This window comes from Salipiger marinus, assembly GCF_900100085.1.
Lineage (GTDB): Bacteria > Pseudomonadota > Alphaproteobacteria > Rhodobacterales > Rhodobacteraceae > Salipiger > Salipiger marinus.
Genome location: NZ_FNEJ01000002.1, coordinates 336,942 through 351,804 on the forward strand (window position 1 = coordinate 336,942; position 14,863 = coordinate 351,804).

Below are 14,863 nucleotides of genomic sequence, written 5' to 3' on the forward strand. Positions count from 1 at the left end.
TGAGGTCAGCGCCCCCCGTCTTGTCAATGATCTGTCGCATTCGCCGGTTAGCGGATCCTGCCGATTTTCCGCAGAACGGGCGTCATCCGATTCGGAAATTCTCGCCCAGATAGACGCGGCGCACGTTTTCGTTCTGCACCACCTCGGCGGGGGTGCCGGACATCAGCACCTGCCCGTCATGCAGGATATAGGCGCGGTCCACGATCTCCAGCGTCTCGCGAACGTTATGGTCCGTGATCAGCACGCCGATGCCACGCTTCTTCAGATCCGACACCAGATGCCGGATGTCGCCGACGCTGATCGGGTCGACCCCGGCGAAGGGTTCGTCCAGCAGCAGGTATTTGGGATTGGCGGCCAGACAGCGCGCGATCTCCACCCGCCGCCGTTCGCCGCCCGACAGGGCCAGCGCCGGGGCGCGGCGCAGGTGTTCGATGGAAAAATCGCCCAAAAGCTCCTCCAGCCGCTCGCGGCGGCGGTGGCGGTCCGGTTCGGCGATGTCGAGCACGGCGCCGATGTTGTCCTCGACCGACAGCCCGCGAAAGATCGACATTTCCTGCGGCAGATAGCCGATGCCCATGCGGGCGCGGCGATACATCGGCAGGAAGGTCGCATCGCGCCCGTCGATGGTGACCTGCCCGCCCTCGGGATTCACCAGCCCCGCCACGGCGTAAAAGGTGGTGGTCTTGCCCGATCCGTTGGGCCCCAAGAGCGCCACCACCTCGCCCCGGTCGAGCGTCAGCGTGACGTCGCGGATGACGGTGCGCTTGCGGTAGCTCTTGCGCAGATGGGTGACCCGCAGGCCAGAGCCATCGCCGGAGGCGGCCAGTTCGGCAGGGGCCATCAGTTCTGCCCCTGGCCTGTCTCGTCCTGCGAGCGGATCACCGTGCGCACCCGGCCCTCCATCTGGGCGGTGCCGCCCTCCAGATCGACCACCATGCGTTCCGAGGTCAGCACGTTCTGCCCCTGCGTCAGCAGCACGTTGCCACTCATCACCACGGTTCCGGCGGTGATGTCGTAATCGGCGCGCTCGGCTTCGGCGGCTTCCTCGCCGCTGACCAGCGTCACGCCGCCGGTGGCTTCCAGCCGGTCGATGCGGCCCTGCCCTTCGACATAGACCACCAGCACCCGGGGCGCGGCAAGCCGCATCTCTCCCTGACCGATCACCACATTGCCGGTGTAAAGGGCGGTGCCGTCGGACTGGTTGACCTCCAGCTGATCGGCGGAGACCTCCACCGGGGCGTCGGTGTCCTGTGCCATCCCGCCGAAGGCCACCTGAGCCCCCTGCGCATGAAGCGGGGCGGTCAGCGCGATCACTGCGGCGCCCACAAGGGCAAGTCGAAGCATGGGGGCAACCCTCACTGGTGTTTCGGGTCGTATATCAGGTTCACGCCCTCGGTGAAAAGCAGTTGCACGTCCTCACCCTCCGCTGCAGGCAGAATCCGCAGCTTTCCGGCGGTGAAGCTGCCCGCCGGGCCAGAGCCGCTGACCGGGGCCAGCGTTTCCGCCTCGATCCCGTCAATGGCGGTGCGCATCGCCTCGGTTTCGATGACATAGCCGGTGGAGCTGGTGATCCGCACGCGGCCTCGCAGCAGCGCCGACCGCGCCGCCTCGTTCAGCGTGGCGGTGGCGGAGTCGAGTGTGATGCGGCTGCCATCCGCCATGTCCATGATCGCGGAAAACTGCTCGGCCTCCAGATCGCCCTCCGCCGCGCCCATGGGGCGGGCACGGGTGGCGCGGGCCGTCACGGAATCGCCGCGCGGCGTGGTGCCCGCGTAATAGGGCGCGGCCACCTGTTCCTCACCGGCGGGCCCCCCTTCGGAAAAGGGCAGTTCCGCCGTGCGGTCAGTGCTGCGCGACAGCAGGAACAGCGTGGACAGAAGCCCCAGCGCCACCATCGGCAGCAGGATCTTCAGCCACGCGATGACGCTGGAATATGTGTCCCCGCCGCGCGCCATGGGTCAGGCATGGGCAAAGATGTCGATCTCCGGCCAGCCTGCCAGATCGAGCCGGGCGCGGGTGGGCAGGAAATCGAAACAGGCCTGCGCCAGATCGCTGCGCCCCTCGCGGGCCAGCATGGCATCCAGCGCGTCGCGCAGGCGGTGCAGATACAGCACGTCCGACGCCGCGTAATCGACCTGCGCGCTGCTCAGATCCGCAGCCCCCCAGTCGCTGGTCTGCTGCTGTTTGGAAATGTCGACGCCCAGCAGTTCCTGCGTCAGCGCCTTAAGCCCGTGCCGGTCGGTGAAGGTGCGCACCAGTCGGCTGGCGATCTTGGTGCAGTAGACCGGCTGCGCCAGCGCGCCAAAGGCGTGATACATGGCGGCGATGTCGAAGCGGCCAAAATGGAACAGCTTCAGCACGGCGGGATCTTCCAGCAGACGGCACAGGTTCGGCGCCTTGGTCTGGCCGATCGCGACCTGCACCAGATGCGCCGAGCCATCCCCGCCGGACAGCTGCACCACGCAGAGCCGGTCGCGATGCGGGTTCAGGCCCATCGTCTCGCAGTCGATGGCGACAACCGGCCCCAGATCCAGCCCGTCGGGAAGGTCGCCCTGATAAAGATGGTTCGCCATGCCGGAGCCTTTCGTGATGCGCCTCTGCCTGCCTCGGACATATTCCCGCGCAGGGGCCGAGGCAACCGCGACGCGCGCCACAATCGCACGGAGCCCGCGTCTGATTTCGACCAAATTCGGGCGCATTGCGGCGGACGCGGGGCGGCAAAGCGCCTCGATTCGGACATGATCCGGCTGAATCGGCCCAATTTGAAATATTTCGTGATAATTGCTGCTCTGCTTAAGCGTGTCAGCGGTGCCGCCTGCCGGATCTGGGGCCGCAGCGCAGGCGCAAAGCCTCGCCGCCCCCACCCGCTGTTTCCAGGCTGGCATATGTCTTCTGACATAGCTTGCGACGAGCCCGGCGAATTTTCGAAACAAACCTTAACAACGCTCAGGATTGGCCCCTGCGGCGGGTGAAATCGCGCGCCACTTTCCGTCTTATTGTTTCCTTAATTGCCTCGCTTCAGAGCCTCAAATCTGATGGCAGTCTGGCCGCTTCTCCCTTCCGAAGCCCGCACGACCCCGCTGCTTTCCTGCCTGAAATGGCTGAATTTCTTGGCTCTGACCGCGTCTGACGCTCTCCCGAGGATTGTGACGTAAACGTGGTGTTGACGATGCGTATGCAGCAGAGGCATAAGCATGTGATCGAGCAAAAAAACATAATTTGGACATACTGAGACTACGGCACTTGGGGGTTGGTGCTTCCACCTGGGAGTAACAATAGGTCTGCTGAAGACAGCTCGGAACTGACACAACGGCCAACCGGAGCTTCGCAAAACGGCTCCACATGCGCAGTGCATACAGGCACTGGCATCTCTTTCTGCGGCCTGCCGGTATCCGACTTTCGATCTGACCTCTGTTCTTCCGCGATGCACGCTCTGGGAGGTCAAATTGACTTTGCAAATCCGCCAGCCGCTTCCGTCGGCCGAAATCGAACAACTTCTTCAAGATGCCCTGTTCTCGGCCCCGCGTTCCGCGTTCTACCGCGTCGCGGCCAAGCGGGTTCTGGATGTGGCGCTGGTGCTGATCGGCGCGCTGCCCATCCTGACCGTGGTGCTGCTGCTCGCCGTGCTGATCGCGCTGGATGGCAAGTCGCCCTTCTACCTGCAGAAGCGCGTGGGCCAGAACGGCCGGATCTTCCACATGTGGAAGCTGCGCTCCATGGTCAGCAACGCCGATGCCCTGCTGGAGCAGCATCTGGCCTGCGACCCCGCCGCCCGCGAGGAATGGAACCGCACGCAGAAGCTGCGCCATGATCCCCGCATCACCCCGATCGGGCGGATGATCCGCAAATCCTCTCTGGACGAGCTGCCGCAGCTCTGGAACGTCCTGGTGGGAGACATGTCGCTGGTCGGACCGCGCCCGATGATGGTCGACCAGCAGGAGATTTACCCCGGCACCGCCTATTACGCGCTGCGCCCCGGCATCACCGGCTTCTGGCAGACCTCGGTGCGCAACGAATCGAGCTTTGCCGAACGCGCGGGCTTTGATGCCGCCTATCTGCGCGACCTGTCCTTCCGCACCGATCTGCACATCCTGATGCGCACGGTGCGGGTTGTCCTGCGTGGGACCGGCTGCTGATCCGGTCCCGCTCTCTCTCGCTCTCTCCATCAGCAGAAAGGCCCCCGCGATGCGGGGGCCTTTTGTCTGGGCGCGTGTCGCTGTGGATCAGGACGCGGCGTTCGGCAGGATGACGATTTCCACCCGGCGGTTCTGCTGCTTGCCTTCGGACGTCAGGTTGGACGCGATGGGCTGGTCCTCGCCGCGACCGATGGACTGCACGCGGTAGGAGGGCACACCCTCCTGCATCAGCACGCTGGCCACGGCCTGCGCGCGGCGCTGCGACAGGCTCTGGTTGTAGGCGGCGGCGCCGTCACTGTCGGTATGGCCGACCACCTGCACGGTGGTGTTCGGATATTGCAGGATGCTGCGGCCCACGGTGCGGATGTCGGCCTGCAGGTCGCCGCGCAGCGATGCGCTGTCGGTGGCGAACAGGATGTCCTGCGGCATGGTCACGATCAGGCGGTCGCCGGTGTTGTTGATGCCGACATTGTTGCCAAGCTGCTGGCGCAGTTCGGCTTCCTGCTTGTCCAGCTGGTTGCCGATCAGACCGCCTGCTGCCGCACCGGCCACGGCACCGGCCAGCGAGTTCTTCAGCGCGTCATCATTGTTGCCGCCGATGGCCCGCCCGGCCACGGCACCGCCGATGGCGCCGATCAGCGCCCCCTGCTTTGCCTGACGGTTGGGGTCGGTTTCCGAGAACATCTGGCCCTCGGCGCAGGCCGACAGCGTCATGGCTGCGGCGATGGAAAGAAGAATCGGAGTTCTGGCCCGGATCATGGTCGTCTTGCCTCGTCTGTATTTGCCCCCAAATGGGCACTATGCGACACTATAGCCCGCAGCCTGCCTGCGCCAATGGCAGGGTGTCACGTTTTCGGCAGGTCTCCGCCCATGGCTCAGGCATGGGCGTCGCTGCGGGCCGATTCCCATGCCAGCATGGCACGCTTGACGGGCAGCCCCCAGTGATAACCGCCCAAGCCCCCGGATTTGCGCAGCGCGCGGTGGCAGGGGATCAGCAGCGATACCGGATTGCGCCCCACCGCCGTGCCCACCGCCCGCACCGCGTTCGGATGGCCGATGGCCTGCGCGATTTCGGAATAGGTGGTGACATGGCCGGACGGGATCCGCATCAGCGCCTCCCAGACCTTGATCTGGAACGGCCCCCCCATGAGGTAAAGCGGCAGCGGCCCTTCCCCTGTTGCGCCAAGGGCGCGCTCGGCCCATGGCCGCAGCGCCTCGGCATCCTCGACATACTCCGCCCGGGGCCAGCGCGCCGAAAGATCGGCAAAGGCCGCCTGCGCGCCGGTTTCCGCAGCAAAGCCCATGCCACAGATGCCACGGTCGGTGCCCATGACCAGCGCCGGGCCGAAGGGGCTGTCGAACAGCCCCCAGCGGATGCGCAGCCCGTCACCGCCGCGCGCGAATTCGCCGGGGCTCATCGCCTCCCAGCGCAGGAACAGGTCATGCAGCCGCCCGCTGCCCGACAGGCCCGCACCATGCGCCGCCTCCAGCGTGGAAAACCGCTCCGTCAGCAGCGCCTTGGCATGGCCCAGCGTCAGATATTGCTGGAACCGCTTCGGCGACACCCCGGCCCAGCGGGAAAACAGCCGCTGGAAATGCGCCGGGCTCATGCCCATCTGCTGCGCCAGATCCTCCAGCGTCATCTGCGGGCTGCCTGCATCTACCAGCGCGATGGCGCGGCGCATCACGCCGTAATGATAGCCGGTCTGCATCTCTGTCATGTCGGTCATGTCGGTTCTCCTCGGGCGGCCCCTGTCATCTTAGCCCCGGCCCCGCGTGCCCGCGACCCGCTTCCTGCGCTATCACCGCGTCAACCCTGGGACGGCCAGACGCTTGCCCCGCAGGCCAAGGACGGGCATAGCAGCGGGCATGGCCAGACAGCTTGATTACCATACGCTTCGCGAGATCTTCACCCGCTTCCAGACGGCAGAGCCGGAACCGAAGGGAGAGCTGGATCACGTCAACGCCTTCACGCTGGTGGTGGCGGTGGCGCTGTCCGCGCAGGCCACCGATATCGGCGTGAACCGCGCCACGCGCGAGCTGTTCCGCATCGCCGACACGCCGGAAAAGATGCTGGCGCTTGGCGAGGAGGGCGTGATCGAGCATATCCGCACGATCGGGCTTTACCGCAACAAGGCCAAGAACGTCATCAAGCTGAGCCGCATTCTGGTCGAAGACTATGACGGCGTCGTGCCCTGTTCCCGTGCCGCGCTGGAAAGCCTGCCCGGCGTCGGGCGCAAGACCGCCAATGTGGTGCTGAACATGTGGTGGCGCTATCCCGCGCAGGCGGTGGACACCCATATCTTCCGCGTCGGCAACCGCACCGGCATCTGCCCCGGGCGCGACGTGGTGGCGGTGGAACGCGCCATAGAAGACAACATTCCCGTGGATTTCCAGCAGCATGCGCATCACTGGCTGATCCTGCACGGCCGCTATACCTGCGTGGCCCGCAAGCCGAAATGCAATGCCTGCCTGATCCGTGACCTTTGCCAGTTCGAGGACAAGACTCCATGAAGAAATACCAGGTTGTCGGCATCGGCAACGCCATCGTCGACGTGCTGACCCGGGCCGATGACTCCTTTCTGGAGCATATGGGCATCACCAAGGGCATCATGCAGCTGATCGAACGCGACCGCGCCGAAGTTCTGTATGGCGCCATGGAAAGCCGCGTGCAGGCGCCCGGCGGATCGGTGGCCAACACGCTGGCGGGCCTTGGCAATCTGGGCCTGCGCACCGCCTTTATCGGGCGCGTCCATGACGATGCGCTGGGGCGCTTCTATGCGCAGGCGATGGAGGCGGACGGCACCGCCTTCGTCAATCCGCCGGTGCCGGGGGGCGAACTGCCCACCTCGCGCAGCATGATCTTCGTCTCGCCCGATGGCGAGCGGTCGATGAACACCTATCTGGGCATCTCCGCCGAACTGGGCCCGGAGGACGTGGCCGAAGACGTGGCCGCCGAGGCCGAGGTGGTGTTTCTGGAGGGCTATCTGTTCGACAAGGACAAGGGCAAGGAGGCCTTCATCCGCACCGCGCGCGCCTGTCGCGCGGCGGGCGGCAAGGCGGGCATCGCCATTTCCGACCCGTTCTGCGTGGAACGCCACCGCGCCGATTTCCTGCGCCTGATCGAGCACGAGCTGGATTTTGTCATCGGCAACGAGGCCGAGATCCGGTCGCTGTTTCAGGACAATGACCTTGACGCCGATCTGGCCCGCGTCGCCGCGATCTGCCCGCTGGTGATCTGCACCCGCTCGGGCGACGGCGTGACCATCATCCGCGACGGCCAGCGCACTGACGTGCCGGTGACCAAGATCACGCCGGTGGATGCGACAGGCGCCGGCGACCAGTTCGCGGCGGGCTTCCTTTACGGGCTGGTGACCGGGGCCGACATGGCCAAGGCGGGCCGCATGGGCACCGTCGCCGCCACCGAGGTCATCAGCCATATGGGCCCGCGCCCGGAGACGGATTTGCAGGCGCTGTTCCGCGACAACGGCCTGATCTGACCGCGGATCCCGGCGGGGCCGGACCCCGCCGGGACGCGCTTAATGCGCCTCGGCCCAGCTGCGGCCCTGCCCCGCATCGACGATCAGCGGCACGTCGAGCTTCACCACCGGCTCGGCGGCCGCTTCCATCACCTCTCGCGCGGCGGCGATCAGCGGCTCGACGGCATCTTCCTCGACTTCGAACAGCAGTTCGTCATGCACCTGCAGCAGCATCTTGGCGGGCAGGTCGCGGATCGCCTCCGGCATGCGGATCATGGCGCGGCGGATGATGTCCGCCGCCGTGCCCTGAATCGGCGCGTTGATGGCGGCGCGGCGGGCAAAGCCCGATTGCGGCCCCTTGGCGTTGATTTCCGGCGTGTGGATCACCCGGCCAAACAGCGTCTCCACCCGGTCATGGGCTTTGGCGAAGGCGATGGTGTCGTCCATATAGGTCTTGATGCCCGGGAAACGCTCGAAATAGCGGTCGATGAAGGCCTGCGCCTCGCCTCGGGGAATGCGCAGGTTGCGCGCCAGACCAAAGCCGGAAATGCCGTAGATCACGCCAAAGTTGATGGCCTTGGCCCGCCTGCGCACTTCAGAGGTCATCTGGTCCATGGGCACGCCGAACATTTCCGACGCGGTCATGGCGTGGATGTCCTGCCCGTCGCGGAACGCCTCTTTCAGCGCGTCGATCTGCGCCATATGCGCAAGGATGCGCAGTTCGATCTGGCTGTAATCGAGGCTGACCAGCAGCTTGCCTTCGGGCGCGACAAAGGCTTCGCGGATGCGGCGCCCCTCTTCGGACCGGACGGGGATGTTCTGCAGGTTGGGCTCGGTCGAGGCAAGCCGCCCGGTATTCGCCCCCGCAATGCTGTAAGACGTATGCACGCGCCCGGTTTCGGGGTTGATATGCTCCTGCAGCGCATCGGTATAGGTGGATTTCAGCTTGGACAGCTGCCGCCAGTCCAGCACCCGCGCGGGCAGTTCGTGTTCGGTCGCCAGATCCTCCAGCACGTCCGCCCCGGTGGCATAGGCGCCGGTCTTGCCCTTCTTGCCGCCTTCGATCCCCATCTTGTCAAAGAGGATTTCGCCCAGCTGTTTCGGCGACCCCACGTTGAAGGTCTCGCCCGCCAGCGCGTGAATCTCTTCCTCAAGCTGCGCCATTTTCTGCGCAAAGGCGCCCGACATGCGCGACAGCGTGGCGCGGTCGACCTGCACCCCGTGCATTTCCATCTGCGCCAGAACCGGCACCAGCGGGCGTTCCAGCCCCTCATAAACCCGGGTGACATGGGCGCGGTGCAGGCGCGGCTTCAGCACCTGCCACAGCCGCAGGGTGATGTCGGCATCCTCGGCGGCGTATTTCACCGCCTCGGCAATCGGCACTTCGGCAAAGGTGATCTGGCTCTTGCCCGACCCCAGCAGCGATTTGATCGGGATCGGCGTGTGCGACAGATACCGTTCGGACAGCGCATCCATGCCATGCCCGTGCATCCCCGCATGCAGCGCATAAGAGATCAGCATGGTGTCGTCGATGGGCGCCACCGCGATGCCGTAGCGCGCCAGCACCTTGGCATCGTATTTCATGTTCTGCCCGATCTTCAGGACCGCGGGATCCTCCAGCAGCGGCTTCAGCAGATCCAGCGCCTGCTGCAGGGGCATCTGCCCCTCGGCCAGATCGCCGCCGCCAAACAGATCGCCGCCCTGCCCCAGCTTGTGGCCCAGCGGGATGTAACAGGCCCGCCCCGCCACACAGCACAGCGACACCCCCACCAGATCGCAGGTCATTTCGTTAAGCCCGGTGGTTTCGGTATCCACCGCCACCCAGCCCAGGTCCCGCGCCTCGGCGATCCATGCCGCCAGTTCAGCGGCGTCCCTGACCCAGACATACCCCTCGGGGTCGATGGCGGGCAGATCGGGGGCCGTCTCAGGCGCGCCCTCGGCAGCCTGCGGCGCCTCGGCGATCACCGGCGGCTCGGTCCCCAGCGCATCGGCGATGCGCTTCGATAGGGTGCGGAATTCCATCTCGGCCAGAAAGGTCAGCAGGCGCTGCGGATCGGGCTCGCGCACTTCCAGATCGTCCAGCGTAAAATCCAGCGGCGTGGCGCAGTCGAGCTGCACCAGCCGCTTCGACATCTCGATCTGGGCGCGCTTTTCGATCAGGGTCTCGCGGCGCTTCGGCTGCTTGATCTCCGCCGCGCGGTCCAGCAGCGCCTCCAGCGTGCCATATTCGGAAATGAGCTGTGCTGCGGTCTTGATGCCGATGCCCGGAGCGCCGGGCACGTTGTCGACGGAATCGCCCGCCAGCGCCTGCACATCCACCACCTGCTCCGGCCAGACGCCGAATTTCTCGAACACGCCGTCGCGGTCGATGCGGCGGTTTTTCATGGCGTCGAGCATTTCCACCCCGTCGCCCACCAGCTGCATCAGATCCTTGTCGGAGCTGATGATGGTGACGCGCCCGCCCGCCTCGCGCGCCTGACAGGCCAGCGTGGCGATGATGTCATCGGCCTCGTAGCCTTCCAGTTCCTTACAGGCGATGTTGAAGGCTTCGGTGGCGCGGCGGGTCAGCGGGATCTGCGGGCGCAGATCTTCCGGCATGGCCTCGCGGTTGGCCTTGTAGAGATCGTAAAGGTCGTTGCGGAAGGTGTGGCTGCCCTTGTCGAAGATCACCGCCACATGGGTGGGCGCCTCGGGGCCGGAACTGTCCTCGACGTATTTCTGCAGCATGTTGCAGAAGCCCGCGACTGCCCCGATCGGCAGCCCGTCGGATTTCCGCGTGAGCGGCGGCAGCGCGTGATAGGCGCGGAAGATGAAGGCCGATCCGTCGATCAGGTGCAGGTGGCAGCCCTTGCCGAACTGGGTCATGTCGCGTCTCCCTTGGCCTTGCGCATGGGGTCTGGTTTGCCACGGGCGCGGCCCGGCTGCCAGAGCTTATCGGGGAGAGGCAGGCCGGGGGCGCTGCCCCCGGACCCCCGGGATATTTCTGGTCAGAAGGAAAGCGGGGAGAGGCTTCTTCTGACCTCAAATATCCCCGCCGGAGGCAGGCCGGAGTGTGACGTTGCGCAGGGCGAGGGCATGGGCCACGCTCAGCCGCTGCCGATCAGCACCCCTGCCGCCAGCACCAGCCCGCCGCCAAGCACGACCTGCAGCGCGGCGCGGAAGAACGGCGTTTCCATGTAACGGTTCTGGATCCACGCGATGGCCCAGAGTTCGATAAAGACAATGACCCAGGCAAGGATGGTCGCGGTCCAGAAATGCGGGATCAGATAGGGCAGCGCATGGCCCAGCCCGCCCACGGCGGTCATCACCCCCGAGGAGAGCCCGCGTTTCAACGGAGAGCCGCGGCCCGACAGCGCGCCATCATCCGAGGCGGCTTCGGTAAAGCCCATGGAGATCCCCGCCCCCACCGACGCGGCAAGCCCGACCTGAAACGTCGTCCAGGTGTCCTGCGTGGCGAAGGCCACCGCAAAGATCGGCGCCAGCGTGGAGACCGAGCCATCCATGAGCCCGGCGAGGCCGGGCTGCACCCAGGTCAGCACGAACTGGCGGTGCGCGCTGCGGTCCTCTGCCGCGCGGACATCCGGGCTCAGATGCGTCTGGGCCAGATCCTCGGCGCGGGCTTCGTGTCCGGCCTCGGCCACGGCCAGATCGCCCAGAAGCTTGCGGGTGGCGGCGTCGGTCACGCGCTGTGCGGCCTCCTGATAGAAGCGGCAGGCGTCCCGTTCCATCCCGGCGGCCTCCTCGCGGATCCGGTCCAGCGACAGGTTGGTCATCAGCCAGACCGGACGGCGGGGATAATATCCCGCCACATGGTCGCGGCGGATCAGCGGGATGATCTCGCCGAACCGGATGCGGTGCGCCGCGATCAGCGCCTGCCGGTGGCCGTCTTCCTCCTCGGCCATGCCGTCAAAGACCCGGGCCGTGTCGGGATGATCCGGGCGCAGGCGTTCGGCATAGCTGCGATAGATGCGGGCGTCGTCCTCTTCCGAGGAGATGGCGAGCGCGAGGATTTCCTGCTCGCTCAGATCGTCGAACCGGCGCCTGTGGGGAAAAAAGCGCATGTCAGCCTCTTGTTTAGAATGATTCTAATATACAGGCCGATCCGCGATCGGCAATGGTCAAAGCGTCGCGGGGGCCGGGTTGCCCGCACTGAACCGTTCGGTTTAAGATTGCCCAGCAAGGGAGTTTCTGGATGGGGACCGAGACGGCGGCGGTGCGGCGCGGGCGCAAGTTCGATCAGGTGCTGGAAGGCGCGCGCGAGGTCTTCCTGCGCGACGGCTTCGAGGGCGCCAATGTCGATGACATCGCGCGCGCTGCGGGTGTGTCCAAGGCCACGCTCTACAGCTATTTTCCGGACAAGCGGCTGCTGTTCATGGAAATGGCCACGCGCCAGTGCCAGCGGCAGGCGGACGAGGCGCTGATGACCATCGAGTCGGGCCGTCCGCCCGCCGAGGTCCTGCCCCGCGTCGCGCGCAGCTTTCTGGGCTTCGTGCTGTCCGATATGGGGCAGCGCATCTTTCGCATCTGCGTCGCCGAAGCCGACCGCTTTCCCGATCTGGGGCAGAAATTCTACCAGAGCGGCCCGATGCTGATGAAGCGCAAGCTGCTGGACTATATGGCGGCGGCGGCGGCGCGGGGCGAGCTGCACACGCCCGATCCGGACCTGGCCGCCGACCAGTTCGTGGAGCTGTGCAAGGCCGATCTGTGGGCCAAGCTGGTCTTTGGCCTGCGCGTCAGCTTCACCGAGGCGGAAATCGCGCGCGTGGTCGAGGGCGCGGTGGCCACCTTCCTCGCGCGCTATGGGCGCTGATCAGTCGATCCGGCGCACCAGAAGCTGGTTGCCCGGGCCGCGCTTGGTCTCGAACACTTTCAGCTCCGCCACCAGATCAGAGAGCTTGCGCTTGCCGTAGCTGCGCGTGTCGAAATCGGGATTGGCGGCGGTGATGAACTGGCCAAGCTGGCCAAGGGTGTACCAGTCGTCATCCTGTTCGATGCCGTCCATCGCGGTGAAGATCAGCTTGCGCGCCTCGTCCAGCCCGCCGCTGGTCTGCGCGGGCTTGGCCCCTTCGGTCTTTTCCGGGGCGCCGCCGAGGTTTTCCAGAAAGATGAAGCGCTTGCAGGCCTTGCGGAAGGCATCGGGGGTTTTCTGCATGCCCATGCCATAGACATCCAGACCCTGTTCCCGGATGCGGCTGGCGAGCCGGGTGAAATCGCTGTCGGAACTGACCAGCACGAACCCGTCGAAGCGGCCGGTATGCATCAGATCCATCGCATCGATCACCAGCGCGATGTCAGAGGCGTTCTTGCCCACCGTATTGGCGGGCTGGTGATGCGGGACCAGCCCGAATTCCGCCGTCACCTTGGACCAGCCCGCCATCTGGCTGCTGGAAAAATCGCCGTAACAGCGCCGCACGCTGGCTTCGCCAAGGCTGGCGATCTCGTCAAAGATGGCGCGGGTGTATTTCGGAGAGGTATTGTCGGCGTCGATCAGGATCGCCAGAAGGCGGGTCGTATCGGTCATGTGTCGTCTCCTTCGGAGGGGTCCGCCCCAAGCGCCCGGAACATCACAAGCGCGTCCACATACCCGTCCTGCGGGTGATGGAAGGCCTGCGGCAGGCGCCCGACGATGTCGAACCCGGCACGCTGCCAAGTCTGCACCGCGCGGGTGTTGGTCGAAACCACAAAATTGAATTGCATTGCGCGAAAGCCGAGGCCGCGCGCCGTGTCGAGGGCATGGGCCAGCATCCGCCGCGCCACGCCCCGGCCCCGGGCCTCCGGATGGGTGACGAAGCCGCAGTTGCACACATGCGACCCGCCGCCCTTCTGGTTGCGCTGAAGGTAGTAGCTGCCCAGCACCCCGCCCTCGTCCAGCACGAAGACATGGCGTTCGGGCCCGGTCCAGTAGGCCAGCGCCGCCTCGCGCGAGATGTCGGGATCGATGGCATAGGTGTCGCCCGCGCGGAACACCGGCCCCAGCATCTGCCAGAGCGCGTCGTGATCGGCGGGGGTGGCGGGGCGAAGGCAGGATGCGTCGGTCATGGCTGGCCCTCTGTATCGATATGGATGACCGATCCGCAATGCTTGCAATGCACGGCATCGGCGTCATGCAGGCTCAGCCCGCAGCTGTGGCATTCCTCCCGCACTTTCGACGGGCGGAACAGCACCTGCGCCAGCCGCAGGAACAGCGTGACGCCAAAGATCATCACCACGACCGAGATCAGCCGCCCCCATGTGCCCGGCAGCACGATGTCGCCAAAGCCGGTGGTGGTCAGCGTGGTGACGGTAAAATAGAGCGCGTCCAAATAGTTGGAGATGTCGGGATTGCTGCGGAACTGCGTGGCATAGATCAGCCCGGTCATCACGAACAGGAAGACCCCCAGATTGGTGCCCGCCATCAGCACCTCGCTGTTGTTGCGCAGGAACGGAATGTCCCGCCGCAGCCGCGTGGTCAGCTGGTAGCTGTGCAGCAGCCGCAGCGTGCGCAGCACCCGCAGAAAGCCCAAGCCCTCGCCGGTGAGCGGCGCAAGGAAGGACAGCATCGCCACCAGATCGGCCAGCGTGGCGAAGCGCAGGAAAAACCGCATCTTCTGCCGTTCGATCAGCAACCTTGCGAGGAAATCGACCAGAATCACCACGCCGAACGCGGTATCCACGCCACGGATCAGCGGGCCGTGCTGGCTGAAGGATGTGGCGATCACATAGATGATCGTCGCGATGTCAAAGGCCAGCAGCGCATAGCGGAAGCGATGCGCCCGGTCCGAGGTGCCTTCGTAAAGCTCGCGCACCGCGGCGAGCCTGCTCATGGGGACATGCCTTCATCCATGCTGCGGGATATGCGGCGGCGCGGGCGCGCGGCAAGTCCTGCCGCAAGGCGCGCTGGGGCGCCCTGCGGCAGAAGATGGCTCAGAATTCCACCACGGCGCGGATGGATTTGCCTTCGTGCATCAGGTCGAAGCCGTGGTTGATCTCCTCCAGCTTGAGTTTGTGGGTGATCATCGGATCAATCTCGATCTTGCCGTCCATGTACCAGTCGACAAATTTCGGCACGTCGGTGCGGCCCTTGGCGCCGCCGAATGCCGTGCCTTTCCAGACGCGCCCGGTCACCAGCTGGAACGGACGGGTCGATATCTCTGCCCCGGCGGGCGCCACGCCGATGATCACCGACACGCCCCAGCCGCGATGCGAACATTCCAGCGCGTCGCGCATCACCTTCACGTTGCCGGTGGCGTCGAACGAATAATCCACCCC

At 65.6% G+C, this 14,863-nt stretch carries 16 protein-coding genes; 4 read left to right on the forward strand and 12 right to left on the reverse strand.

Annotated elements, in window-relative coordinates; genetic code table 11:
• Window positions 1-82 precede the first annotated feature (82 nt).
• The 4 genes from lptB to BLR51_RS03635 are packed head-to-tail and all read right to left on the reverse strand — an operon-like array spanning window position 83 to window position 2,573.
• Window positions 83-841 carry an LPS export ABC transporter ATP-binding protein gene (gene lptB / locus BLR51_RS03620; RefSeq protein WP_089843991.1) on the reverse strand — a complete coding sequence of 253 codons (759 nt, stop codon included), beginning with the start codon at window positions 839-841 and terminating at the stop codon, window positions 83-85.
• On the reverse strand, window positions 841-1,344 hold the full coding sequence (gene lptA / locus BLR51_RS03625) for a lipopolysaccharide transport periplasmic protein LptA (protein WP_089843994.1): 504 nt from the start codon (window positions 1,342-1,344) through the stop codon (window positions 841-843). Before lptA ends, lptB begins: the two co-directional genes overlap by 1 nt.
• An 11-nt stretch (window positions 1,345-1,355) precedes the next feature.
• The gene (locus BLR51_RS03630) at window positions 1,356-1,955 is read right to left on the reverse strand and encodes an LPS export ABC transporter periplasmic protein LptC (RefSeq protein ID WP_089843997.1); all 600 of its coding nucleotides are present in this window, start codon (window positions 1,953-1,955) and stop codon (window positions 1,356-1,358) included.
• Between the two features lie 3 nt (window positions 1,956-1,958).
• Window positions 1,959-2,573, reverse strand: a complete 615-nt coding sequence (locus tag BLR51_RS03635; RefSeq protein ID WP_089844000.1) for a ribonuclease D — start codon at window positions 2,571-2,573, stop codon at window positions 1,959-1,961.
• Between the two features lie 873 nt (window positions 2,574-3,446).
• Here BLR51_RS03635 and BLR51_RS03640 point away from each other — a divergent pair.
• A complete protein-coding gene (locus BLR51_RS03640; RefSeq protein ID WP_089844003.1) occupies window positions 3,447-4,136 on the forward strand; it encodes a sugar transferase in 690 nt (229 codons plus the stop codon).
• An 87-nt stretch (window positions 4,137-4,223) separates the two neighbouring features.
• Here the strand turns inward: BLR51_RS03640 and BLR51_RS03645 are convergent, their stop codons facing one another.
• Both BLR51_RS03645 and BLR51_RS03650 read right to left on the reverse strand, forming a co-directional pair.
• Window positions 4,224-4,895 carry a YiaD family glycine zipper/OmpA-like lipoprotein gene (locus BLR51_RS03645; protein WP_089844006.1) on the reverse strand — a complete coding sequence of 224 codons (672 nt, stop codon included), beginning with the start codon at window positions 4,893-4,895 and terminating at the stop codon, window positions 4,224-4,226.
• A gap of 116 nt (window positions 4,896-5,011) precedes the next feature.
• Entirely contained in the window at window positions 5,012-5,857 is an 846-nt protein-coding gene (locus tag BLR51_RS03650; protein WP_089844117.1) for a methylated-DNA--[protein]-cysteine S-methyltransferase, read from the reverse strand.
• A gap of 148 nt (window positions 5,858-6,005) precedes the next feature.
• Between BLR51_RS03650 and nth the strand changes: the two genes are divergently transcribed.
• Complete coding sequence (nth, locus tag BLR51_RS03655) at window positions 6,006-6,650, forward strand: endonuclease III (RefSeq protein WP_089844009.1); 645 nt, start codon at window positions 6,006-6,008, stop codon at window positions 6,648-6,650.
• Window positions 6,647-7,636, forward strand: a complete 990-nt coding sequence (locus tag BLR51_RS03660) for an adenosine kinase (protein ID WP_089844013.1) — start codon at window positions 6,647-6,649, stop codon at window positions 7,634-7,636. Before nth ends, BLR51_RS03660 begins: the two co-directional genes overlap by 4 nt.
• Window positions 7,637-7,675: 39 nt before the next feature.
• Here BLR51_RS03660 and polA read toward each other — a convergent pair whose 3' ends face one another.
• Both polA and mbfA read right to left on the reverse strand, forming a co-directional pair.
• Window positions 7,676-10,480, reverse strand: coding sequence for a DNA polymerase I (gene polA / locus BLR51_RS03665; RefSeq protein ID WP_089844016.1), 2,805 nt, complete (start codon window positions 10,478-10,480; stop codon window positions 7,676-7,678).
• 221 nt (window positions 10,481-10,701) lie between these two features.
• Window positions 10,702-11,676, reverse strand: coding sequence for an iron exporter MbfA (gene mbfA / locus BLR51_RS03670; RefSeq protein ID WP_089844019.1), 975 nt, complete (start codon window positions 11,674-11,676; stop codon window positions 10,702-10,704).
• 131 nt (window positions 11,677-11,807) lie between these two features.
• On the opposite strand from mbfA, the gene BLR51_RS03675 reads away from it, so the two are divergent.
• The gene (locus BLR51_RS03675) at window positions 11,808-12,425 is read left to right on the forward strand and encodes a TetR/AcrR family transcriptional regulator (RefSeq protein ID WP_089844022.1); all 618 of its coding nucleotides are present in this window, start codon (window positions 11,808-11,810) and stop codon (window positions 12,423-12,425) included.
• Here BLR51_RS03675 and BLR51_RS03680 read toward each other — a convergent pair whose 3' ends face one another.
• The 4 genes from BLR51_RS03680 to BLR51_RS03695 form a co-directional block, all read right to left on the reverse strand.
• Entirely contained in the window at window positions 12,426-13,136 is a 711-nt protein-coding gene (locus BLR51_RS03680) for an NYN domain-containing protein (protein WP_089844025.1), read from the reverse strand. It lies immediately after the preceding gene.
• Entirely contained in the window at window positions 13,133-13,654 is a 522-nt protein-coding gene (locus BLR51_RS03685) for a GNAT family N-acetyltransferase (protein ID WP_089844028.1), read from the reverse strand. Before BLR51_RS03685 ends, BLR51_RS03680 begins: the two co-directional genes overlap by 4 nt.
• Window positions 13,651-14,418: a potassium channel family protein gene (locus BLR51_RS03690; protein ID WP_089844031.1), complete on the reverse strand. Its 768-nt coding sequence runs from the start codon at window positions 14,416-14,418 to the stop codon at window positions 13,651-13,653. The genes BLR51_RS03685 and BLR51_RS03690 overlap by 4 nt, the downstream gene beginning before the upstream one ends.
• Window positions 14,419-14,518: 100 nt before the next feature.
• A partial coding sequence (locus tag BLR51_RS03695) for a zinc-binding dehydrogenase (RefSeq protein WP_375342671.1) occupies window positions 14,519-14,863 on the reverse strand: 345 nt, incomplete at its 5' end.

Coding starts and splice junctions, on each gene's coding strand:
- mbfA (WP_089844019.1), bottom strand. CDS start 11,676: ATGCGCTTTTTTCCCCACAGGCGCCGGTTCGACGATCTGAGCGAGCAG.
- BLR51_RS03660 (WP_089844013.1), top strand. CDS start 6,647: ATGAAGAAATACCAGGTTGTCGGCATCGGCAACGCCATCGTCGACGTG.
- BLR51_RS03690 (WP_089844031.1), bottom strand. CDS start 14,418: ATGAGCAGGCTCGCCGCGGTGCGCGAGCTTTACGAAGGCACCTCGGAC.
- polA (WP_089844016.1), bottom strand. CDS start 10,480: ATGACCCAGTTCGGCAAGGGCTGCCACCTGCACCTGATCGACGGATCG.
- BLR51_RS03675 (WP_089844022.1), top strand. CDS start 11,808: ATGGGGACCGAGACGGCGGCGGTGCGGCGCGGGCGCAAGTTCGATCAG.
- BLR51_RS03685 (WP_089844028.1), bottom strand. CDS start 13,654: ATGACCGACGCATCCTGCCTTCGCCCCGCCACCCCCGCCGATCACGAC.
- lptA (WP_089843994.1), bottom strand. CDS start 1,344: ATGCTTCGACTTGCCCTTGTGGGCGCCGCAGTGATCGCGCTGACCGCC.
- BLR51_RS03645 (WP_089844006.1), bottom strand. CDS start 4,895: ATGATCCGGGCCAGAACTCCGATTCTTCTTTCCATCGCCGCAGCCATG.
- BLR51_RS03630 (WP_089843997.1), bottom strand. CDS start 1,955: ATGGCGCGCGGCGGGGACACATATTCCAGCGTCATCGCGTGGCTGAAG.
- lptB (WP_089843991.1), bottom strand. CDS start 841: ATGGCCCCTGCCGAACTGGCCGCCTCCGGCGATGGCTCTGGCCTGCGG.
- nth (WP_089844009.1), top strand. CDS start 6,006: ATGGCCAGACAGCTTGATTACCATACGCTTCGCGAGATCTTCACCCGC.
- BLR51_RS03680 (WP_089844025.1), bottom strand. CDS start 13,136: ATGACCGATACGACCCGCCTTCTGGCGATCCTGATCGACGCCGACAAT.
- BLR51_RS03650 (WP_089844117.1), bottom strand. CDS start 5,857: ATGACAGAGATGCAGACCGGCTATCATTACGGCGTGATGCGCCGCGCC.
- BLR51_RS03635 (WP_089844000.1), bottom strand. CDS start 2,573: ATGGCGAACCATCTTTATCAGGGCGACCTTCCCGACGGGCTGGATCTG.